Origin of the sequence: Caloramator quimbayensis (assembly GCF_900167605.1) — a bacterium.
Classification (GTDB): domain Bacteria; phylum Bacillota; class Clostridia; order Clostridiales; family Caloramatoraceae; genus Caloramator_B; species Caloramator_B quimbayensis.
The window spans coordinates 142,213-165,335 of the sequence record NZ_FUYH01000006.1 but is presented as its reverse complement, the minus strand read 5'-3'; the positions used below and the strand labels follow the sequence as shown (position 1 = coordinate 165,335).

The following is a 23,123-nucleotide window of genomic DNA, read 5'->3' as shown; positions in this document are numbered from 1 at the left end:
TTTAATAAATCTCTATTCTTCTATGTTTTAAAAGAGGCAATTCCTTTCTTATCTTTTCAATATAATTAATATCAATATCTGCATAGATTATTGTTTCTCCTTCATCAGCCTGCGCAATAATTTCACCCCATGGGTTTACAACTAGTGAATGTCCATAGGCTGTATAAACACCTTCATAGTCCCTTGCAGGAGATATTCCTGCTATATATATTTGATTGTCGAGGGCACGGGTTCTAAATAGTATATTCCAGTGGGCAGGTCCAGTTGTCATGTTAAATGCTGCTGGAACAAATATAAGCTTTGCTCCCATTAAAGTCATTTTTCGTATCAGCTCAGGAAATCTAATATCATAGCAAATGCAAATCCCAATTCTTAAATGTTCAGTATCAAATACTGTTATATTCTCTCCTTTTGTAAGATAATCAGATTCACAAAACCTTATTCCATTTTCAATATCAACATCGAATAAATGTATCTTTCTATGTTTTGCAATTATCTCACCATCAGGGTTAATAGCATAGGATGTATTATAGATTGAGCCTTCTTCTTTTTCCGGTATTGATCCTCCAATTATGTATATTCCTTTTTCTCTGCTGACATTCCTAAGCATATCTAAAGTTTTACTATTGTTTTCTTCTTCTGCATATTTTGAAAAATATTTACCACTATAAGGACAATTAAACATTTCTCCGAGAGCAACAATTTTTGCACCTTTATTTGACGCCTCATTTATCTTTTTATAAGCCTTATCAATATTTTTCTCAAAATCATCTTCAACCTTAATTTGGCACAAAGCAATTTTAAACATAATTAAATCACCTTTAAAAATTATTTTTGCTTTATATTAATTATACAGTATTAAAATTTAAAATAAAACTAAAATGCCATGTAAGAAAGCAAACAGATTAAGTATATATCGTTTGCAATCTATTCATGGCATCAATACCATTAAATATTAAAATTTATATATCCTAAATTAATTATAAAAGCAGCTCCCTCCTATAAATTCCCTAAGAATAGAATTTAATGGTATTATATTATCATCTAATGATTCTTTAAAATATGAAAGAAATAGCAGCAGCCTTCTTGCTTCAATATAGGCTGTGCTTTTAACATCAACATTTTTAAGCAGCGGCTCCGCATACTTTTTTAATATACTCATTTCATACACGAGTGTTGAATTAAACATTATGTCTGCTTCCTCTTGATAAGGAAAAATATTCTTCTCCTCTCCTTCTCTTACCTGCGGCCAAGATAAGATAGTTGCCTGAGCGTCTCTTCCTCTGCTCATATTATCCCTTACAATCCTTCTCAAAAGCCTCACATCTGTAGTTGGAATTCTATTATGATCATCTATATTAAGCTGAGTTAAAGCGCTGATATATATTTTATATTTATTCTCCTTTGGAATAGAACTTGTAAGTGTTTCATTAAGTCCATGTATTCCTTCGATTATTAATATAGAATCCTTATCCATTTTATATTTATATCCCAGCCATTCTCTTTCCCCTTTTATAAAATTAAAACTTGGCAGCTCAATCTCTTTGTAATTTAACAAATCCAATAGATTCTTATTAAAGAGATCTATATCTAAAGCTCTTATTGATTCAAAATCATAATTACCTTTTTCATCCTTTGGAGTATATTGTCTGTTTACAAAATAATCATCTAAAGAAATTGCATAGGGTTTCATACCAAGAACTTTCAATTGAATTGATAATCTCTTTGCAAAGGTAGTTTTTCCTGATGATGAAGGACCTGCAATCAACACTATCTTTATTCTGTCTCTATTCTCATATATTTTATCTGCTATATTTGCAATCTTTTTTTCATGAAGTGCTTCAGCAACAAGCACAATATCTTTAAATTCTTGAGATTCTACCTTTTCGTTTAAAAGACCTACATCGTATACTCCATGTATTTTAGACCAGTCTTCAGTTTCTTTAAAAACTTTTGCAAGTTTTGGAAGATCCTTAAACTCAGGTACAATATGAGGATTTTCTTGGGAAGGATACAATAATATAAATCCAGGATCATAATATATCAGGTCAAATACTTTTAGATAACCAGCTGATTGTACCATCGGACCATAAAAATAATCATAAAGATACCCACATTTATAAAGATTAATATAAGGAAACTCAATATATTTAAGAAGTCTTAGTTTATCTTCCATACCATAATCTTTAAATATTCTAACTGCTTCTTCTTTTTTTACCTTTATTTTTTCTATCGGCTCATCCGTTTCAACAATTTCAAACATTCTTTTTTTAATTAAATTAATATCATCTTTATTTATTCTTCTATTATAATGTATTTCACCATATAATCCTTTACTTAATGAATGCTCAATAGTAACCCTCGCTCCTTTTAAAACATCTTCAACTGCCCTTATTAAAACAAAAGTTAAACTTCTTAGATAAGTTCTAAGGCCAAGGGGATTAAAAATATTAATCGGGGTAAGCGTAACGTCATAATGAAGCCTTTTGGACAGTTCCTGAACCTCTCCGTCAACTAATGCAATCAAAGGCTCTCCTATTTCTTTGCCGCTGCCTAACACCTCAAGAATTGTACTGCCAATATTGCATTCTTTTATTTTACCATCAGACACTGTTACTTTTATTTTTCCGTCCACTATCTATCCCCCCTTTATATAATTTTATATAGACAAAATATGGATTTAAAAGTTGTATCTTATTATATGAAAATTAGAATAAAAAGTTTCTTACATTTAATTTGATTTAATTAGAAAGTTTTTAAAGTTTTCAAGCCTTTTAATAGTTGAATCTCTTCCTATTATCTCAAAAGTATCAAAAAGAGGCGGAGAAATTCTTGACCCAGTTTCTCCAATTCTTAGCAGCATAAAAAGTATCTTTGGTTTTGTATTAATTCTATCACAAAGCTTTCTCATATAATCTTCAAGTATATTCTTTTCCCATTTCTCAATATTTTTTAATTCTACAACAGCTTCATCTATCATATTTATCATTTCAGCAACTTCAACCTTCTTAACCGATTCCTTTATCTCATCAATATCATAAACTTCCGGTTCTATGTAAAACATTTTGAAAACTTTTCCTACTTCATCAAGCCTTTTAATTCTTTCCCTTTCTACCTCAACTATTTTTTCAAGTTTAACAGGATTTTTTACTACCTCTTCATAGTATTCAGTAGATTTAAGAAATGGAATAACAAGCTGTGAAAGTTCTTCAACAGTTTTATTTCTAATATGAATTCCATTAAACCATTCAAGTTTTTTAAAATCAAAAACTACATTGGAATTATTAATTCTTTCTAATGAAAATTTAGATATCATATCTTCCATTAAAAGAAATTCTTCATCATCAGCAGGATGCCATCCAAGCAAAACAATAAAATTTGCTACAGCTTCCTTAAGATATCCCATATCTTTATATTCACCAATATATAAAGCACCATCTCTTTTAGATATTTTAGTTCTGTCCTCATTAAGCAGAAGCGGAAAATGAACATATTCAGGAATTTCAGCCCCAAGAGCTTCAAGTATTAATACCTGGTTAAAAGTATTAGGAATATGTTCCTGACTTCTCATTATATGACTAATTTTCATAATCCAATCATCAACAGCAGTTGCAAAATTATACGTAGGAACACCATCAGATTTTCTGATAACAAAATCCCCCATTATACTTCCATCCCAAGTCAGCTCTCCTCTTACTATATCACGAAACCTTATTACCTTCTCAGGTACTTTAAATCTGACTACATACTTACATCCTTCACTTAACTTTTTTTCAACCTCTTCTTTTGACAAGTTTCTGCATCTTCCTGAATACTTAACTGTTTCTTTTTTCAATGCCTGCTCACGTCTTTCGGCTTCTATTTCCTCTTCAGTACAGAAACAATAATAGGCCTTTCCTTCATTTATCAATTGTTCAATATATTTATTATATATATCGAGCCTTTCTGACTGCCTGTAAGGTCCATAGGGCCCTCCTACGTCAGGTCCTTCATCCCAATCTATCCCTATCCATCTTAATCCTTCAAAGATTCCCTTCTCAGATTCTTCTGAATTTCTCTTCATATCTGTGTCATCTATTCTTAATATCATTTTACCATTATTTTTTTTTGCAAATATGTAATTATAAAGTGCATTTCTTGCAGTTCCAACGTGGCAGTTCCCTGTGGGGCTTGGTGCTATTCTAACTCTAACCTCTTTCATAGTATCATCCTTCCTTTTATCTAATTTTTCTAACATCATTTTCTATTATACCAGCTAAATATAAAAGCCCTCCTTCTTTTGCAGCATTGCAAGCTTCCTTCAATATATCTTTCAAAGCACTTTTATCTTCACAGCAAAATAAAGCGTTATTATATTCAATCATAGCATTATCATAATCGTTATTTTTTATATATTCTCTTGCAATAGAAAGCCTGAATTTGTAATCATAGGGATCTTCGCCATTATATATTTTAATGTGGATGAAATCCTTTGATTTTCCAAGAGCATTGTCTACATATAAAGCTATTTCTCTATGAACATCTAAAGGGATTTCCAAATAGTCTTCTTCCCAATAACTATATCCTGTAATTCCAAGGGATGTTTTTAAAGCCTGCTTAAAATACATGTTGCCATCTTTTCCTGTGTTATAAAACATCTTCCCTAACAAATAATATGGAGCAGTATAAAAATAGCAATGCTTAATTGCATTTTCAAGCATATTAAAGCCTTTTAAATCCTTTTTATTCATTAGCGATTTGCCTACAAAGCAAAGGCTTTGCAATGCCTTTTCATCATATTCAAGCATAAATCTATGATAATCAAATTCATTTTTCATATTCTTTACTTTTTTAAAATCAAAGTTGTATTCTTCAGATAGTATTTTGCATCTTTCAAGACTTTCTTCGCATGAAACAGCATTTTCGCTTTCAGAAAGGCTTTCATTAGGTATTAACGTAGATAAATAATCATCGAGTAAACATTTATATATAAAGCTTTTAAAGCTTGATGCTAAAATTACGAAATTTCTTGTTTCGTGCAGCCATATGCCTACGTAGTAATCATCAGCAAAGGGCCCATATTTATAAAAGCAATAATAATCTCCATTGCCTATATCTCCAAAAGGAATCAGATGGAAATCCATTTCTCCAGGCACTCTTAAAATATTATTTATAATGTTTTCGGCATACTCAAATCTGCAGCTTCCAAACTGAGCATCTCCTCCATATTTTATCAAAAACCTTTTGAAATCCTCTGGAAGATAACTTCCATATTTCATTTCAAACTTTTCGAATCTTACTTTATTCATAGGTCGTTTCCTTTCTTAATGATATACTATTGAAATTATACCTTTAATAGAAAGTTATCTCAAGAGGAAAGACTATAATATATAAAATTTAAAAACTTATTTATAATGTTTTTTCATATAAGAAATAATAGATTTGAGGTGATTTTATGGTTGTTTTTGTACGAACAATTATTCTTTATATATTTGTCGTATTTGTAATGAGAGTTATGGGGAAAAGGCAGATAGGTGAATTGCAGCCCTTCGAATTAGTTATTGCAATTATGCTTTCCGAACTTGCTGCAGTACCAATGCAGGATACTGGAATACCCTTACGAAACGGTTTAATTCCTATTTTTACTCTTATGCTTCTTGAAATAACTATATCAATAATTTCCCTTAAATTTGAAGGTATTAGAAAAATAGTTTGTGGAAAGCCAAGTATACTTATTAAAAATGGTAAAGTACTCGAAGATGAGATGAGAAAACAAAGATTTAACATAAACGATTTAATGGAGGAGCTAAGAATTTCAGGTTATTTTAATATATCAGATATAGAATATGCTATACTTGAAACTAATGGAAAATTAAGCATAATACCAAAAATAAAACAATCTCCTGTTACAAAGGAGGACATGAATATAAATAAAGCTGAATTAAAATTGCCTATAAGTATAATATTAGATGGAGTTTTAAATATGAAAAACTTATATGCTTCAGGATATAATATAGATTGGTTAAACAAGAAATTAAAAGAAAATAAAATAGACAAAATCGAAGATGTATTCATAGCCATTTTTGACACAAAGGGTGAACTCTTTATACAAAGGAGGAAGAAAAATGAAGAATGAAAAAAAAATAATATTTTTTTCTTTAATTGTTTTTATTGGTATAATAATATTAGAAATATTTATAAATATATATTTAAAAAAAACGAGCAGTATACTTATTTCGCAAATTGAAAAAGCGAAACAATATGTAGAAAATGAGCAATGGAATAACGCTAAAAGTATTATCTATGATACCTGTGATAGATGGAATAATATTGAAGAAAAGTGGGCTCTTATTACTAATCATCATGAAATTGACAACATAACTGTTTCATTAAAGAGCGCCAAAGAATTTATTGATTCCGCTGAAAAGCCCGATGCACTTTCATCACTCGAAAATTTAAAACATTTTATTAGCCATATACCTAAAATGGAAAAATTACTGCTTGAAAACATATTTTAGTTGCAATATCCTTAAATTATAATATAATTATATTGTGTCTATTTTGTCCCACTGGGACAATACATGTCCATATAATCATATGATATATTAAAAAATAATAAATAATATTACAAATATTTAAGGAGGGTTAATAATGCCACTTGTTACTTCAAAAGAAATGTTTAATAAGGCTTATAAGGGAGGATACGCAATTGGCGCATTCAACGTTAATAACATGGAAATAATCCAAGGAATCGTTGAAGCTGCCAAAGAAGAAAAATCAGCGTTAATACTTCAAGTATCAGCAGGAGCAAGAAAATATGCTAATCCAATATATTTAAAAAAGCTTGTTGAGGCTGCAGTAGAAGATTCCAATCTTCCCATAGTTTTACATCTTGATCATGGTGAAAACTTTGATATTTGTAAAGCTTGTATCGACAGCGGTTTTACTTCAGTTATGATCGATGGTTCAAAATATCCTTTCGAAGAGAATATCAGAATAACAAAGGAAGTTGTTGAATACGCTCATTCAAAGGGTGTTGTAGTTGAAGCAGAACTCGGAAAACTTGCAGGAGTTGAAGATGCTGTTAAAGTATCTGAAAAAGATGCTACATATACTGATCCAGAGCAAGCGGTTGAATTTGTAGAAAGAACTGGTGTTGATTCCTTAGCTGTTGCTATAGGAACAAGCCATGGAGCATATAAATTTAAAGGAACTCCTTCCCTTGATTTTGAAAGACTTGAAATAATAACAAAGAAACTTGAAGGATTCCCTCTCGTTCTTCACGGTGCATCAACAGTTATGCCAGAATTTGTTGCAAAATGTAATGAATATGGCGGAAAACTTCCAGGAGCACAGGGAGTACCTGAAGACATGCTAAGAAAAGCTGCTACTATGGGAGTATGTAAAATAAACATTGACACAGATTTAAGATTAGCTATGACAGCTACTGTAAGAGAGTATTTTGTAAATCATCCTGAAGAATTCGATCCAAGGAAATACTTAGGACCAGCAAGAGATGCAATTAAGCAGATGGTTCAGCATAAGATTAAAAACGTTCTTGGATGCAGCAACAGCATACTATAATGATAAATAATAGGCTATGGTAGTTTTACCATAGCCTATTATTTATCATGTTTGCACCATTTATGACATATATCAGCTTTTTTGCTGCATATGACCTTATTAGATCCACAAGCAGGGCAAATATATTTGTCCTGCTCATAATTTATTTCATATACATTTCCGCAATCTAAGCATTTAAACTTACAAAAGGTAGCTCTATAATTTCCACCTTCGATTCTAATTGCATTGCCCTTAGTTAGAGCTATTGCCACTTTCTTTCTTGCACTATCTATAATGTTTTGAAATGTTTGCCTTGAAACCTGCATCCTCTCAGCACATTCCTCTTGATTTAATTCTTCGATATCCTTTAATCTCATTGCTTCAAGTTCTTCAACTTTCAAGGCTATTTCTTCAATCTCGCACTTTGGTTTTCCCCAAGGAATGAAATAAGTATCTTCTGGAAAAAACTCTACTCTTCTGAACTTAGTTGGTCTTGGCATTTTAACTCCTCCCTGCACTTATTACATAAGCCAATAAAAATAATATTAGAATCATATATGTCAATATTGTTTTGTTCTTCTATTTTTTTATTAAGTTTGATATATTCAATATCTGCATCTTTACTATCTATATCAATTATACTATTACATTTTAAGCATTTAAAATGTATATGTAGGGGTTTTTTGCTGAATATCTTCATTTCATAATAATTTATACCATTATCATTGATTTCTTTAACTATTTTAAGGTCTTTAAAAATTTTTAAAGACCTATATACAGTTGCAAGCCCAATGTTTTTTTCCTTAACCTTATCATAGATTTGCTTTGCACTTAGATGAACATCGCTCTTTAAAAGAACATTTAAAATCAAATGCTTTTGTATTGTAAATTCATAGCCGTTGTGTTCTAAAATCTTTCTAATAGAGGATAAATCATTTTCCATAATATCATCCTAAAAATTAGTCATTACAGTGGCCTTGATGCTCATGTTCTCTGCATATGCTTCCTGAGGATTTAAGCTCTCCCTTTATATATTTCTCAATAACGTCATCGCATAATCCCTGAGCACAAACTATAACTTCAATATCATTTTCATTAAACAGCTGCTGTGCAGTTTCTCCCATTCCTCCTGCTATTATAACGTTCGTTCCTAATCCTTTTAAAAATACAGGTAAAAAACCTGGTCTATGTCCTGGATTTTCAACAAAACTCTTGCCCAATATTTTATCCTTATCCAATTCATAAATTGTAAATCCTTCACAATGGCCAAAATGTCCACTAACATAATTTCCTTCACAAGCTATTGCTATTTTCATTTTAATCCCTCCAAATTTATTGTTGGCATTTGCTAATATTATAATACATCTATTATTTATAATTGTCAAATGACAATTATAAATTTATAATCTATTATCTTTATTTTTCATCTAAAAAATAAAACTCATAGCTGCTATAAACTATGAGTTTTACTTACACATACTTTATTTTTACCACTATTTTTTGAAGCATAAAGCATCTTATCTGCTTCTTTAATGCCCTCCTCTAAGTCCTTATAAAAATTGCTTTTATCTGAATCAAAAATTTTTACACCTATGCTTACAGTATATATAAATCCGCAGCATCTGCTTTCTTCGCATTTATATCGAATTTTCTCTGCGATAATTTCAGATTTTTCAACATCTTTATCAATAATAATTAAGAATTCCTCTCCTCCAAACCTTATAACTTTACCATAATTACTTACACATTCCTTGCAAATTAAAGCTACATTCTTTAAAACTTTATCTCCTGTAAGGTGTCCATAATTATCATTTACTTTTTTGAAATTATCAATATCTATCATAATACAAGCAATTTTTACACTATTATAGCTTGTATCCTTTACAGCTTTATCAATATATTCATTTATATATCCTCTATTATATGCTCCTGTCAGCATATCAGTTATTGACAGCTTTTTAATCATGTTATACGCATTTTGAAGTTCTTGGTTTTTATTTATTAATTCAATCTGAAGTTTTCTCGTCCTTAATTGAACTTTTATTCTTGCAAGAAGCTCATTAACGCTGTAGGGTTTTTTTATATAATCATCAGCACCTGATTCTAAAGACTTTATCATACTCTTTTCGTCATCCATAGCTGTAAGCATAATAACAGGAATAATAGGAGCCTTGCTCTTTACAATTTCACAAAGCTCATATCCGCTAATACCCGGCAGCATTACATCGAGTAAAATCAAATCAAATTTTTCGTAAATATCTACAGCCTCTTCACCTGTCATTACCCACGTTACGCTGTATCCATTTTTAATTAATATATCTTTTATTATTACTCCATGAAATTTACTGTCCTCAACGACAAGTACATTTGCCTCATACATAGCTAACCTCCAAGGGTACTTAAATTTATTATGGCGTTACAGGTACGTTTTCACTATTATCATTATCATTGCTTGGATAAGGATTGTTATTATCGATTTGAACGTTATCTACATTGTCTATATCTTCGTCAACTTTATTACCAATAGCTTCCTTTGGTATTTCTATTTTTATTATTTTCTTATTTTTCCCTCGCTTATCAATTGGTTCATCTTCTAAATGAAAATTATTTAACATATATACAGGCATATTCGAAGAATCCCCTGCTCCACTTGTAAAAATAAATCTATCAAGATATTTTATGTTTTTGGATAAATCTGGTACAAGCACGTCCATTCCATTAACTATCATGTTTTCAAAAGTTCCATCTGCTGGAATTCTTGCCGACTCTATTGGAGCGTTGCCCATTTTGAAGGCAGAATACGCAAAACTCATAATTTTTGAAGCAGGTATATTTGTCTTTACATATGGAAGCAATGCCGAAAACAGCTCTGGCAATTTAATAATTCCCATTTTTTTTGCCTTTTCTGCAAGCAAAGAAAGTGCCTTCCTTTGCCTTTCTGTTCTTTCATAATCTCCGTTTCCAACTTTTCTAATACGGCAGTAAGATAGCGCCTGCTGCCCGTTTAAGTGCTGATATCCAGGACCTTTTATATATATTGGATTATTCCAATTGGCTTCTTTTATATAGTAATTTATCTGCTCAACTTCGTAATCCTTAATTTCAACATCAATTCCTCCAAGGGTATCTACAAGGCTTTGAAATGCTTTAAAATCAACTGATGCATAATATTGTATATTAAGATTAAAATCTTGATTTATTGTTTTTATTAAAAGTTCAGGTCCTCCTAGAAAAAACGCACTATTTATTCTATTCAAGCCATGGTTAGGTATAGGAACATACATATCTCTCATAAAAGAAGTAAGTTTTATTTTCTTGTTGTTCAAATCAAGAGTAGCTAAAATCATAGAGTCAGTTCTTGCATCTTCATATTTTCCCCTACTATCAACGCCTATTAAAAGTACGTTAATTATACCATGCTCTTCTTCATATTTTGCATCGTTTTTTTCTTTTTCACTTGTAAAAAAGTTTTGAGGAGTTGGAACATATATTTTATTATTTACATAAAAAAATGCTCCTGCTCCAATACCCACTAAAAATAAGATAGGAATTAATATATATAAGAATTTTAATTTCTTCAAACCTAACCACCTCTTTACTCTTTATAAGCAGCATTTAATGAATTAGTTTCTTATCTCCTTCTTGAAATATAATAAAGATTTATCATTTTAAGCATTTCATCGTTTGGTGCTACATATACAGCTTTTCTACAATCATTTTTTATTACAAAAACATATCTGTTTCCTTTATTATCATAGGGAATACAATTTATTTTTTTTGATATACTTTCAATGTTAACTTCATTTTCTTTTCCAAACACATCAAAATTCTTAATATCTTCATCTATCAAAGTTTTTCTTCTTTTTTTGTTGAATATAACATCTATTTGAAAATTTCCATTAGTAAATATATATTCAAATTCTTTATATTGATTATCCCTTAGGTATCTTGTAAAAAATAATATTACAATTAATGCCAATGAAAAAATCATATATCCTAAACTAAAAGTAATAATTGAAAATATTAAAGATAAAAATATAAGTACAGCAAATACATACATTAAAATATTTAAAATATAATACGCTATATTTTTTTTTGTTGTCAAAAGCTGTTCATAGAACTTGTCCATTTTATCCCTCCTAAAAGGTATGACTTTATCATACCTTCATAGTATTTATTCTTATACCTTCAATATTCATAATTTCATTTTTAAGTTTTTCAATTTCTGTGTCATCACCAAATAATTCAAGAAGTATCAGTCCTTTTTCAGAACATGCATCCTTCGCTGACTCATGTAAACCAAGCCTTGTTCTTATAATACACCCATATTTTGTAAGAACCTCCTGAACTTTAGGTGCATTGTTGTTTCTCCCTTCAACTACTATTGCCATAATAGTGAATTCCATAAAATCACTCCTCTTTTAAAATTCTATATTTTACATAAGTTATAAATTTAGTAAATACATAATCATAAATAAAAAACAATACCTCAAGTATTATTATTAGCATTAATATGCTATTTTTAATCATTTCACTATTTATAATGATTATTTTTTTATATAAAAAATACGTTAAAACCATGAAGAAATTAAACCAAATATATTTAAAAATATATTCCTTAATAATGCTTTCTTTCTCACAAAAATATTTAATTATAGGATATACTCCAAAAATTAAAAAAATAAAAGCATAAATTTTATCCGGCAGTAAAATCAGAGAAAGCAATGATGATGCTATGTAACATAAAAAGCCCACCTTTACTCCCCCTATAATAATCGGTATAGATTCAAAATATGTAGATAATGCCATAAAAAATATTCTATTATTTCTTATAATACATCCTGCATAAAGGCTTATTATCATTAAAGCGGATATAAAACCAGATAAAACAATATTTTTAGTTCTATCCTTATACATTTTTATTTCTCCTAACAACAGCTGATTAAATCTCCACCCATGCATTCACAGCATTGATCGCTGCACAAAAGGCATGCACAAGTGGTACAAAGGTCATTATCTGACCCTCCTCTTCTATAATAGGAACTATCTTTATATGCTCTATTTCCTGAAACTGCTCTATTAAGAGCTTCTCTAAATTCAAGATTTGAAGGATCCATCTGTACTGCTCTTTGCAAATCCTCATACCCTTCGCTATACCAGCCTTTTTTCATTGATATAATTCCTCTTAAATAGTACCATTCACCGTTTCTCATATTTATCCTCGATAATTCATCCTCAGCTGCTCTTATATTATTCATTTGAATAAAACTTCTAACTCTTTTAAAGCTGTCATTATAACTGCTGTTATAGCTGTAACTATTGTTATCTCCTCTATAATTAAAGCTTTCATCTTGATTTTTCATTAAATAATCGTAGGCTTCATTTATCTCTCTCATTTTCTCCTCAGCAAGATCTTTTAGGGGATTATCAGAATATCTGTCAGGATGATATTTTTTTACAAGTTCTCTATAAGCCTGCCTTATCTCTTCCTTCGTTGCTCCTTCTTTAATCCCTAAAACTTCATATGGATTTTTCACTTTTGCATCCTCCCTCTATTATACTCTTTGTCTTCCTCTCAAGTCCAATATATACTATATTTTCAATTATACCTCTATTTCTTTTAAATTCTAAAAGTTCAAAGGCCTTAGATATTTCATCTAAACATTTAATAAGGGTAAATTCCATATTATCTTTAATACTTAGTTTGAATTCCTTAGGATTCTCTCCTTTATAATTAAATCTATAAAGAATAGGATTATAATTTTTATATTTTATATCCTTTTCAAGATCATCAAAGGCATCAATTGTATAAATCCATTTCCCCAAATTATATCCAAACTGCCTCATTATTTTACTGTATTTGTCATCATTTATTGTTAATATCTCTGATGTTATTTCCGCAAAATTATTTCCTATTTCATCTATATTATTGCATCTATGTTTTTCAAGATTTCTAAGTTGTTTTAAATAATAATCTATTTTGCTAATCTTATTTTTTGCGATTTCTGTATATTGTTTAGCTCTAATGAAATTAGCTATAAAACTATAAATAGGATTATTAGTATCAAAATAATTATCAATTAATTTTCTATTGCTCAAAATTATATTCATATCAGCAGCATATTTTAAATATTGATTTGAATCTATTGAAAAAATATTTTTTGCTTTATATGGGCAAAAATATTTTTTTATTTCTTCCCTTTCTTTTTCATATATTGATGAAAGCAATAAGGATAAAAAAGTCATATCATAAGTGAGCATAAATTTTGATAGAACTGATTTTTTGCTTATTTCTCTGCAAAGCCCGCAATAATATGCTTTATATAAATCATATTCTCTAATCTTAAGTTCAGGCTTAAAGGGCACAACATATCCAAACATTTAAAAACCTCATTATTAGATTTATTTTTAAGCATAATCTTTTTATATATGATATTTTACATTATTGAACCGACATAATAAAGGTTTTATGATAAAATATTTTTATGTTATATAATTTTATCATAAATTTTAGGGAGGCTATATTATGAAAGAGATTGAAGTTAAAGTGCTAAAAATAGATATAGAAAAAACGAGAGAGGATATTATAAATTTAGGAGGAAAATTGATAAAAAAAGAATTTCAGGAAAATTACTATTATAAGCTTCCTGAAAGTCTAAGTAATCAAAAAGGATATATCAGAATAAGAAAAGTTCATAATTTATTAGATGGCAGCAGAAAAATTCTATTGTGCATAAAAACATTAATCTCACAGGAAAAATATAGAACCTGCGATGAGCACGAATTTGAAGTTTCAAATTTTAAGGAATGTACCCTCTTCTTAGAAGCTATGAAATTATCATATATTAAATCAGAAAATAAACATAGAGAAAGTTATAGCATTGATAATTCTCTTATTGAAATAGATACATGGGATAAGGATGTTTTCCCTGAGCCATATATTGAAATCGAAGCAGCCTGTGAAGAAGATATTTTTAATTTGCTTAGTAAGCTGAATATAAATAAAAACAAAGCTACATCAAAAAGCCTTGAAGAGATAAAAAAAGAAATGGGGCTTATATAAGTCCCATTTTAAAATCTTCTTTCAAAAATTTGAGCCTTATCTTCATCAACAAGTTCATATATGTCGTTAATCCCTATTTCTTTTAAAACCGCATATACGCAGGGATTATCAATAGGTGTTATCATATCTGTTTGATTTCCATATTCCTGAACATTTTTTCTTCCTTCATCTTTGCTTAGTATCGATTTTGGCCCCCCTACACAGCCTCCAACACATCCCATACCTTCAAGAAAATTGGCTTCCAATTTCTCATCTAATATTTTTTGAAGCATATCTTTGCATTCCTTTACCCCATTTCCCTGCACAGCTTTTACCTTTATACTTCTATCAGGGAAAAGCTTATTTACCGTATCATAGACAGCTTTGCTAACTCCTCCTGTATACGCATATATTCTTCCTGCCCGTGATGCGTGCTCTCCTTCATCTTCACAGAAATTTTCAGGATTTATACCTAATATATCAAATATTTCCTGAAGCTCTTTAAAAGTCAAAACAAAGTCTACAGCATCGTTTAAGTCATTTTCTTTTGCTTCAGCCTTTTTAGCAACGCAAGGACCTATAAATACTACCTTTGAATTTTTATGGAGCTTTTTAATGGTTCTACCGCATGCAACCATTGGAGAAACTGATGGCGCTACATGCACAACAAGTTCAGAATAAAGTTTTTTAATCATAGCAACCCACATAGGGCAGCAGCAGCTTGTAATCATAAAATCCTTTTGCTTATTAACATGTTTATGAAATTCAACTGCTTCTTTTAAAGTTAGAATATCAGCGAACAGTGCAACTTCAATCATATCCTTAAAGCCAATGGCTTTTAAAGCCTTTCTCAGCTTCCCTACAGTTACATTTTCTCCAAACTGTCCAATATATGCAGGTGCTATAATAGCATATACATCTTCTTTGCTTTCAAGATATTGCACAATAGGCAAAAACTCGATTTTATCAATAAGGTTTCCCCTATCACAGGCAGCAATACAGTTTCCGCAGTCTATGCATTTATCATTGATTTCAGATATATTCTTTTCTAATAAAACATCCACAGCACCAAAGGGGCAGGCCTTTTGACACGATGTAAAGCCATCCTTATCAATACATCTTATTCCACAGTCACCAACTTTAACTACTATCTTCCCCTTCATCTTTTTCATATCCATTGCTTTTTTAATATCCTCAAAGGAAGCATTTTTTATATAATCTAATCCCATAGCTGCGAAAATATATTTTTTAGCATTTTCATCCTCAGCCTTTTCTATAAGCTCTTCATATTTTTCTTTTAAAGTGCCTTCATTGTATGCTTTTACTAATTTACGAAATATGTCGATATAATAATCATTAGGCACTTTTTTCATCCTCCTATCATTATTTTAATAACATTAAAATTAAAGGAATTGTTATTATAGAAAAAAGGGTAGAAATTAAAACACATTTTGAGGCTATAGCTGTATCTCCATTATATATTTCTGCAAAAACAGCTGTATTAGCAGCAGCAGGCATTGCTGTTATTAAAACCGGTATGCCAAGAAGCATCCCTTTTACTTTAAAAAATCCAAGTACATAAAGAATAAAAATTGGAATAATAATAAGCCTTATAAAAGAATAATAATATATATTTTTACTCATAAAAAGTTCTTTTAAAGGCATTTGTGCTATCATTGAACCTATAACAAGCATAGATAGAGGAGTAGTCATTGATCCTACGCTTTCAAAGGTTTTCAATATAGGTTCAGGAAATTTTAAAGAAAAAACAAACATCAAAAAACCAATAATTGTTGCAATAAGTCCTGGATTTATTATTGCCTTTCTTAATGTTTTTAAATCACTTTTGCCTAAAAAAAGATAAACTCCTAAAACCCAAATCAAAATATTAAAAGGAATATTAAATATAGAAGTATAAAACACTCCTTCTTTACCGTATAAGCTCTCTATAACGGGTATTCCCATGAATCCACAATTAGAAAAAACTGTTGCATATCTTAAAACACTTCGTACTTGTTTATCATATTTTTTATAGAATATATCGCTAACAAAAAATAATCCAAAATGAATTAATGTTGAATATAATAATAACTTAAAAGCATTTGATGCTGCATCCTTTGAATAGCTAATATTAAATGATGATATTATAAGACATGGCAGCGTGACTTTTAAAAGCATTTCAGATAAACCTTTATTCATATTCTCTTTAATAATTTCAGTTTTCCTTGCAATATACCCAATAACAATAATAAAAAATAAAATCAAGACTTGTCCTATTACTTTTGAACTACTCATTTCATTCCTCCCAAAACTTATCATAATATAATATTTTATAATAAAAAGAATTGATTTACAAAAAAAACTTGCAATCAAAGATTGCAAGTTTTCGTTTATAAATTTCTTATAGTATAACCCTGTTTCTCTATTGCATATCTTATTTTGTCAATAACTACTTGATTCTCATCATAATAAACATCAACAGTTCCATCCTCATAATCAACATTAATATCTTCAATTCCACGAATTCCTGTAATAATACTTCTTACATCCTTTGCAGAAGTTTCATCATGCATAGATGGTATCATAAAAGAATACGTTTTCACGCCTATCCCTCCTGCATTTATTTTTTGCAATTTATATTATAATATCCTAACAGGATTAAAATTAATAATATCACAGGATACACATATATATTCTATATTTCTATAAATACCATTGATGCATATTTCCTTTGAATCATTATGAACGTGACCATATATTAATTTTTCTACCGGATAATTTGAAAGCAGGTCGAGGAACTCTATGCTTTTAGAAATTTTTGTAACCGGTGGATAATGCATCATAACAATAATCTTCTTATATTCATTTTTTATTGCCAAGTCAAGAGACATCTTTAATCTTAAAAGCTCTCTTTTATATATCTTTTCATCCTGCTCCTCGCCATTTATACTTATCCATCCTCTTGTTCCACAAATCCCATAATCCTGATATCCTGAACAGGTGTTTTGAATAAAGTACATATCATTATAAAGACTGTTTAATTTAGTAATAGATCCCCACCAATAATCATGATTACCCTTAATAAATATTTTTTTACCATTTAATTTATGTACAAAATCTAAATCCGGCAAAGCTTCACTAAGTTTCATACCCCAGGATATATCTCCTGGTATTAGAACGATATCCTCTTTCTTAATTTTATCATTCCAGTTAAATTCTATTTTTTCATAATGTTTATTCCAAAGTTCTCCAAATACATCCATAGGTTTTTGCGTTCCAAAGGAAAGATGTAAATCCCCTATCGCATATAAAGCCATAAAATCACATCCAATCTATTGTAATACCTCTATTTATTTTATAATATTTTTTCCGATAAATTAATAGGTGATGTTTATGTATATTAAAAATATTGAGCAATTACTAAGCAGCGGTTTTGATGTTAAAAGAAGCATAAAAGAAGGCTCTATATTATATGGTAAGATAGTAAAATATTCCGATGAAAATTTAGCTTTAAAATTAGTAGACGGAACTATTTTGCCAGCAATATTTATATCCTATGATGATTTTAATGAGGATACCTTTTCAAAATTTCAAATTAAAGATATTAAAAACAACATATTAATTTTAAAGATGATTTCTAATCATGATGATGTAAAAAAAGAAACTTCCATCGATAGAGTTCTTTCTGAATTAAATGTACCACTAAAAGAAGGAAAAGATATTATTTTAAGTCTGCTAAAATTCGGTTTACCAGCAAGGAATGAAGAAATTTTAGAAATTTATCAGGATTTAAATCTAATCAATTCTCTAAAAAATATCGACTATGATGCTTTTATTTCTTCTTTAAAATTAAGAGACAAAACTTCTTTAGATTTAGTTAAATCAAATAAAATTTATAATAATATTATAAATACATTAAAGAATATAGATATAGATTTTCTCTCATTTTTAAAGGAAAATAATTTAAATATAGATATAAATAATATATTGAAATTAAAAAGCTTTATAGATTCATATGAAGATATAAATAACATAATCGATTTAGTAAAGAAAAATATTGATAATAATTATAGCAAACAATATTGTAATAAAAATATTATACCTTATAATTCAGAAATAAAAGATTTATTTGAATTAATTGATGAAAATTTAATTGAAAAATCATCTATTAATATTGATACAGATATTTCAAAAGAAATAATTTATGAATTTAATGACAAAAGAAATGATAAAGAATCTGTTTTTTTTAATAAATTATGTGAAAAAATTAGTAGCTTAATCAAAAAAGATAAATTTTATTTTTTATCTTTGTCTAAAATTTTAGATTTATTAAAAGAAAATCCTAAATTATTGGATAATATTAATTATAGTTTAATTAAGAATTTTAAAAGTAATTTAGAAATTCTAAAGCAGATTAATAATAATTATTATATTCTTTTTTTTAATGGTTATAATCAAAATGAACTTTTTAAAAACAATATAATAATAAAAAAGAAATACAAAAATTCTAATATGGCAGATATAAATAATGTTAAAGTGTTTATATCCGTGGATACACCATATATTGGAAGAGTTGAAAGCTTTATAACTAAAAACAGCTCTAATCTTTTTGTTAATTTTAAAATTGATAAAAAATTTAAAAATTTATTTAGCAGCAAAATAAAATTGCTTGAGGAAAATATTAAAGCACTAGGAGGATATGATTTTATAAGCATATCTGTTATAGAATTGGAAATAAAAAACGATTTAATAAATCTATCAAACTTTTTTAATGACTATTCTTTTAGAGAATTGGATGTGAAGGTATGAAAAGGAAAAAAGCCGCCGCTTTAAAATATGATAAAACCTCTTTAGCTCCAAAGATAACTGCAATTGGTTTTGGACAAATAGCTGAAAAAATAATTGAAAAAGCAAATGAGTCAAATGTTCCTATTATTAATGATGAAAAACTTACAAATACTCTGTGCTCCCTTTCAATAAATGATTATATTCCTTCAGAACTCTATGAAACAGTTGCAGAAATTATTGCCTACATATATAGCATAAATGATACAAAAAGAGAGTAATTTTTGTTATAATGAATTAGCATGATATTGGGAAAGGATGATAATTATGGACAGAATTTTTTCAGGACTTGAAAATCTTGGTTTTAACGATTTAAAGGATGTAGAAATATATAAAAGTGATAATATTTCTGAAGATGCTCCTACTGAAAAAAAAGAGATAAAAATACAAGAATATTTATATGATAAATCCTATGCCTGCCCAGTTTGTGGAAATAACTTTAAGGAAAAAACCGTTAAAATAGGAAAGGCAAGATTAATATCAAAGGATACAGATTTAATGCCAAAATACGAAAACATTAACCCTCTGTTTTATGATGTAGTAATATGTCCAAGATGCGGTTATTCAGCATTAATAAGATATTTTGATAAAATAAAACAGGATCAGGCAGATCTTATTAGATTAAAAATATCATCGAAATTTAAAGCAAAAATATATCCTGATATTTACGATTTAGATACTGCAATTGAAAGATATAAACTTGCACTTTTAAATTCTGTTGTTAAAAATGCAAAAAACAGTGAAAAAGCTTACATATGCTTAAAAACTGCATGGCTTTATAGATTAAAGGATTCTAAGGAAGATGAGAAAAAGTTCCTTGAGCAAGCCTTCATAGGATTTAAAGAGGCCTATGAAAAGGAAGCATTTCCTATATGCGGTATGGATAAATTCACTTTAATGTATTTATTAGGAGAACTTTCAAGAAGGCTTGGTGATAATCCTGAAGCTCTGCTTTGGTTTAGCAAAGTTATAGTTTCAACTAATGTAAGTCCAAGGCTTAAGGAACTTGCAAGGGATCAAAAAGATTTAATAAAAAATAGTTAAAATAAAAGCGGCTTTCAGCCGCTTTATTAAATAAACAGATTCATATTTGATTTTTCTGCTTCACCAAGGAAGGTTGCAACTCCACCGATTTCAACTCCATCTATAAGCTCTTCCTTTTTTATACCCATTACATCCATTGACATTGAACATGCAATAAGTTTAACACCATTTGATTTTGCCTGCTCAATAAGTTCTTCGAGGGATAAAATATTCTTCTTTTTCATTATTCCTCTTATCATTTTAGGTCCAATACCTGCCATATTCATATTGGAAAGTTTTAATCTTCTGCTTCCCCTTGGCATCATAGCCCCAAACATTTTTTCAATGAAGTTTTTATTAACCCTTGGTGCAACATCCTTTCTTAACATATTAAGGCCCCAGAATGTAAAGAACATGGTTACCGGTCTTCCCATAGCTGCTGCCCCATTTGCTATTATAAATGACGCTATTGCCTTATCTAAATCTCCACTAAATACAACAATCGTTTTTCCTTCAGGCATTTCTATAACTTTATTATTTTCACCAGTATTATTTGAATTTTCTTTACCCTTCATAATATAAGCAGTATAATCGCAGCAGCTTTTTTCAACACCAATTAAAGTATTTCCAGTTCTTTCACACCATGATTTAATATCGCTGGTGAATCCTGCGTCAGTAACATGAACCTCAAGCACATCACCTTTTTGTATGTTTTCAATTTCTTTAGAAACCCTCATAATTGGTCCTGGGCATTGAAGTCCGCAGGCATCAATTTTTATTGTTTTTTTTTCTGATTTTGTTTCTTCAGTTTTCTTCTCAATATGTGTCATCTCATCGTTTAATTCAATTTTACTATTAATTTTTGAAGTTGCAGCAGAATATATATCATATCCTCCGCTTAAATTATAAACTTCATATCCATTCTGAATAAGAATTCTATATGCTAAATAACCTCTAAGTCCAACTTTGCAGTATTCGATTATTTTTTTATTTCTTGGTATTTCATTAAGCCTCTGCCTAAGATCATCAACAGGAATATTAACAGCACCTTCAATATGTCCTCCCTGATATTCTACAGGAGTTCTAACGTCTAATATGAAATACTCATCTTTATTAATATTTTCAATTTCATCCCAATGTATGACTTTCATATCTCCCTTTAAAATGTTAGCTGCAACAAAGCCTGCCATATTAACAGGATCCTTTGCTGATGAATATGGAGGTGCATAAGCAAGTTCAAGTTCTTCAAGATCATAAACTGTAAAATTATGCCTTACTGCTTCAGCTAAAACATCTATTCTTTTATCTACACCATCTCTTCCTACAATTTGTGCACCTAATACTCTCCCGTCCTCAGGTGAGAATAGAAGCTTTATCTGCATAGTAAAAGCTCCTGGATAATATCCAGCATGAGAACCTGAAATAGTATAAGATTTTAAATAGGGTATTCCCATTCTTTTTAAAGTTTTTTCATTGCTGCCTGTTGATGCCGCAGTAAGATCAAAAACTTTAAGTATAGCTGTACCCTGAGTTCCTTTGTATATGCTCTCTTTTCCGCAAATATTATCAGCTGCAATTCTTCCTTGTTTATTTGCTGGCCCTGCAAGCGGTATAAGGGTATTTACTCCAGTAACAAAATCCTTAACTTCTATTGCATCACCTACTGCATAGATATATGGATCTGAGGTTCTCATATGTTCATCTACCTTTATTCCGCCTCTTTCACCAAGCTCAAGACCCGCATCCTTTGCAAGTTTGTTTTCAGGCCTTACGCCTACCGATAATACTACCATGTCAGTACTGAATTTTCTTCCGCTTTTAAGCACTATTTCAACTTTATTTTTTCCTTCAAATCTTTCAACCGCATCTTTAGTTATAAGTTTAATTCCATTATCCACTACATGCTTTTCAAGCATTCTTGCCATTTCAACATCAAATACCCCAAGTATCTGTTCAGTAGCTTCAATCAATAATACATCCATTCCAAGTTCCTTTAAATTTTCAGCCATTTCAACTCCGACATATCCGCTGCCTATAACTGCTGCACTCTTTGGCCTATTTTTTTGTATATACCCCTTTATTTTGTCAACATCTTCCATGTTCCTCAAAGTCATTATTTCTTCTCTTTCTATACCCGGTATAGGTGGCACAACAGGATTAGCTCCAGGAGAAAGTATTAAAAAATCATAGCTTTCTTTGTATGTTTTGCCACCCGAAACAATCTCTACTTCTTTTTTATTTTTGTCTATTTTTGTAACTTCACTGTTTACTCTAATATCAATATTAAAACGTTTTTCCATGCCTTCTTCTGTCTGAACTAAAAGCTTATCTCTTTCCTTAATGGTACCTCCAATATAATAAGGAAGCCCACAATTAGCAAAGGAGATATATCCTCCTCTCTCTATCATCAATATCTGTGCTGTTTCATCAAGCCTTCTTAATCTTGCAGCAGCACTGGCACCGCCGGCAACTCCTCCAACAATTATTACTTTCTTTGACATTATATCCTCCCCTTCATTTATTACATTTTTATCATTCCCTACATACTTTAATAATATGCTAAAAATTAATCAAAGTCAATATACCCCCATGTGGTATTTTTATTTTATAAATTGACTTAGTCTAACAATTTGCTATACTTATATAAAAAATAATTATTTAATTGGAGGTA

Annotated in this window: 26 protein-coding genes; 7 read left to right on the top strand and 19 right to left on the bottom strand. The window is 29.5% G+C overall.

The window, feature by feature from the left end; all coding sequences use genetic code 11:
• Position 1: 1 nt before the first annotated feature.
• The 4 genes from B5D15_RS05610 to B5D15_RS05595 form a co-directional block, all read right to left on the bottom strand.
• The gene (locus tag B5D15_RS05610) at positions 2-808 is read right to left on the bottom strand and encodes a carbon-nitrogen hydrolase family protein (protein WP_078696142.1); all 807 of its coding nucleotides are present in this window, start codon (positions 806-808) and stop codon (positions 2-4) included.
• Between the two features lie 168 nt (positions 809-976).
• Positions 977-2,635 (bottom strand): nucleoside kinase, encoded by a 1,659-nt coding sequence (locus B5D15_RS05605; protein WP_078696141.1) that lies wholly within the window; start codon positions 2,633-2,635, stop codon positions 977-979.
• 96 nt (positions 2,636-2,731) lie between these two features.
• The gene (gene gltX / locus B5D15_RS05600; RefSeq protein ID WP_078696140.1) at positions 2,732-4,240 is read right to left on the bottom strand and encodes a glutamate--tRNA ligase; all 1,509 of its coding nucleotides are present in this window, start codon (positions 4,238-4,240) and stop codon (positions 2,732-2,734) included.
• Entirely contained in the window at positions 4,218-5,288 is a 1,071-nt protein-coding gene (locus B5D15_RS05595) for an SMI1/KNR4 family protein (protein WP_078696139.1), read from the bottom strand. Before B5D15_RS05595 ends, gltX begins: the two co-directional genes overlap by 23 nt.
• 146 nt (positions 5,289-5,434) lie before the next feature.
• Between B5D15_RS05595 and B5D15_RS05590 the strand changes: the two genes are divergently transcribed.
• From B5D15_RS05590 to fba, 3 genes are all read left to right on the top strand, one after another.
• Complete coding sequence (locus B5D15_RS05590) at positions 5,435-6,115, top strand: DUF421 domain-containing protein (protein WP_078696138.1); 681 nt, start codon at positions 5,435-5,437, stop codon at positions 6,113-6,115.
• Complete coding sequence (locus B5D15_RS05585) at positions 6,105-6,497, top strand: DUF4363 family protein (RefSeq protein WP_078696137.1); 393 nt, start codon at positions 6,105-6,107, stop codon at positions 6,495-6,497. The genes B5D15_RS05590 and B5D15_RS05585 overlap by 11 nt, the downstream gene beginning before the upstream one ends.
• A gap of 133 nt (positions 6,498-6,630) precedes the next feature.
• Positions 6,631-7,563, top strand: a complete 933-nt coding sequence (fba, locus tag B5D15_RS05580) for a class II fructose-1,6-bisphosphate aldolase (RefSeq protein WP_078696136.1) — start codon at positions 6,631-6,633, stop codon at positions 7,561-7,563.
• Positions 7,564-7,601: 38 nt separating this feature from the next.
• Here fba and B5D15_RS05575 read toward each other — a convergent pair whose 3' ends face one another.
• The 10 genes from B5D15_RS05575 to B5D15_RS05530 all read right to left on the bottom strand — a co-directional run bounded on the left by B5D15_RS05575 (position 7,602) and on the right by B5D15_RS05530 (position 13,923).
• Positions 7,602-8,042, bottom strand: a complete 441-nt coding sequence (locus B5D15_RS05575) for a DUF134 domain-containing protein (protein WP_078696135.1) — start codon at positions 8,040-8,042, stop codon at positions 7,602-7,604.
• On the bottom strand, positions 8,012-8,485 hold the full coding sequence (locus B5D15_RS05570; protein ID WP_078696134.1) for a Fur family transcriptional regulator: 474 nt from the start codon (positions 8,483-8,485) through the stop codon (positions 8,012-8,014). Before B5D15_RS05570 ends, B5D15_RS05575 begins: the two co-directional genes overlap by 31 nt.
• Positions 8,486-8,501: 16 nt before the next feature.
• A complete protein-coding gene (locus B5D15_RS05565; RefSeq protein WP_078696133.1) occupies positions 8,502-8,858 on the bottom strand; it encodes a NifB/NifX family molybdenum-iron cluster-binding protein in 357 nt (118 codons plus the stop codon).
• Between the two features lie 134 nt (positions 8,859-8,992).
• The gene (locus B5D15_RS05560; RefSeq protein ID WP_078696132.1) at positions 8,993-9,922 is read right to left on the bottom strand and encodes a diguanylate cyclase; all 930 of its coding nucleotides are present in this window, start codon (positions 9,920-9,922) and stop codon (positions 8,993-8,995) included.
• Between the two features lie 28 nt (positions 9,923-9,950).
• Entirely contained in the window at positions 9,951-11,123 is a 1,173-nt protein-coding gene (locus B5D15_RS05555; RefSeq protein ID WP_078696131.1) for an LCP family protein, read from the bottom strand.
• Positions 11,124-11,173: 50 nt separating this feature from the next.
• Positions 11,174-11,671, bottom strand: coding sequence for a hypothetical protein (locus B5D15_RS05550; protein WP_078696130.1), 498 nt, complete (start codon positions 11,669-11,671; stop codon positions 11,174-11,176).
• A 28-nt stretch (positions 11,672-11,699) separates the two neighbouring features.
• Entirely contained in the window at positions 11,700-11,948 is a 249-nt protein-coding gene (locus B5D15_RS05545) for a CPF_0552 family protein (RefSeq protein WP_078696129.1), read from the bottom strand.
• Between the two features lie 4 nt (positions 11,949-11,952).
• Positions 11,953-12,459, bottom strand: a complete 507-nt coding sequence (locus B5D15_RS05540; RefSeq protein ID WP_078696128.1) for a hypothetical protein — start codon at positions 12,457-12,459, stop codon at positions 11,953-11,955.
• 11 nt (positions 12,460-12,470) lie between these two features.
• Entirely contained in the window at positions 12,471-13,079 is a 609-nt protein-coding gene (locus B5D15_RS05535; protein WP_078696127.1) for a J domain-containing protein, read from the bottom strand.
• A complete protein-coding gene (locus tag B5D15_RS05530) occupies positions 13,063-13,923 on the bottom strand; it encodes a DUF5685 family protein (protein WP_078696126.1) in 861 nt (286 codons plus the stop codon). Before B5D15_RS05530 ends, B5D15_RS05535 begins: the two co-directional genes overlap by 17 nt.
• Before the next feature lie 145 nt (positions 13,924-14,068).
• Between B5D15_RS05530 and B5D15_RS05525 the strand changes: the two genes are divergently transcribed.
• A complete protein-coding gene (locus B5D15_RS05525; protein ID WP_078696125.1) occupies positions 14,069-14,605 on the top strand; it encodes a class IV adenylate cyclase in 537 nt (178 codons plus the stop codon).
• Between the two features lie 8 nt (positions 14,606-14,613).
• On the opposite strand, the gene B5D15_RS05520 is transcribed toward B5D15_RS05525, so the two are convergent.
• From B5D15_RS05520 to B5D15_RS05505, 4 genes are all read right to left on the bottom strand, one after another.
• Positions 14,614-15,957 (bottom strand): [Fe-Fe] hydrogenase large subunit C-terminal domain-containing protein, encoded by a 1,344-nt coding sequence (locus tag B5D15_RS05520; protein ID WP_078696124.1) that lies wholly within the window; start codon positions 15,955-15,957, stop codon positions 14,614-14,616.
• A gap of 10 nt (positions 15,958-15,967) precedes the next feature.
• The gene (locus tag B5D15_RS05515) at positions 15,968-16,879 is read right to left on the bottom strand and encodes an AEC family transporter (RefSeq protein ID WP_078696123.1); all 912 of its coding nucleotides are present in this window, start codon (positions 16,877-16,879) and stop codon (positions 15,968-15,970) included.
• A 95-nt stretch (positions 16,880-16,974) separates the two neighbouring features.
• Positions 16,975-17,187, bottom strand: a complete 213-nt coding sequence (locus tag B5D15_RS05510) for a heavy-metal-associated domain-containing protein (protein WP_078696122.1) — start codon at positions 17,185-17,187, stop codon at positions 16,975-16,977.
• A gap of 36 nt (positions 17,188-17,223) precedes the next feature.
• A complete protein-coding gene (locus tag B5D15_RS05505) occupies positions 17,224-17,901 on the bottom strand; it encodes a metallophosphoesterase (protein WP_078696121.1) in 678 nt (225 codons plus the stop codon).
• 76 nt (positions 17,902-17,977) lie between these two features.
• Here B5D15_RS05505 and B5D15_RS05500 point away from each other — a divergent pair, with 76 nt between their 5' ends.
• Genes B5D15_RS05500 through B5D15_RS05490 form a run of 3 tightly spaced genes read left to right on the top strand, consistent with a single transcriptional unit; the run spans position 17,978 to position 20,473 of the window.
• Positions 17,978-19,393 (top strand): hypothetical protein, encoded by a 1,416-nt coding sequence (locus B5D15_RS05500; protein ID WP_078696120.1) that lies wholly within the window; start codon positions 17,978-17,980, stop codon positions 19,391-19,393.
• Entirely contained in the window at positions 19,390-19,650 is a 261-nt protein-coding gene (locus tag B5D15_RS05495; RefSeq protein ID WP_078696119.1) for an EscU/YscU/HrcU family type III secretion system export apparatus switch protein, read from the top strand. Before B5D15_RS05500 ends, B5D15_RS05495 begins: the two co-directional genes overlap by 4 nt.
• Positions 19,651-19,696: 46 nt before the next feature.
• Positions 19,697-20,473: a DUF2225 domain-containing protein gene (locus B5D15_RS05490; protein ID WP_078696118.1), complete on the top strand. Its 777-nt coding sequence runs from the start codon at positions 19,697-19,699 to the stop codon at positions 20,471-20,473.
• 26 nt (positions 20,474-20,499) lie between these two features.
• On the opposite strand, the gene B5D15_RS05485 is transcribed toward B5D15_RS05490, so the two are convergent.
• A complete protein-coding gene (locus tag B5D15_RS05485) occupies positions 20,500-22,953 on the bottom strand; it encodes a DsrE/DsrF/DrsH-like family protein (protein ID WP_078696117.1) in 2,454 nt (817 codons plus the stop codon).
• Between the last annotated feature and the right edge of the window lie 170 nt (positions 22,954-23,123).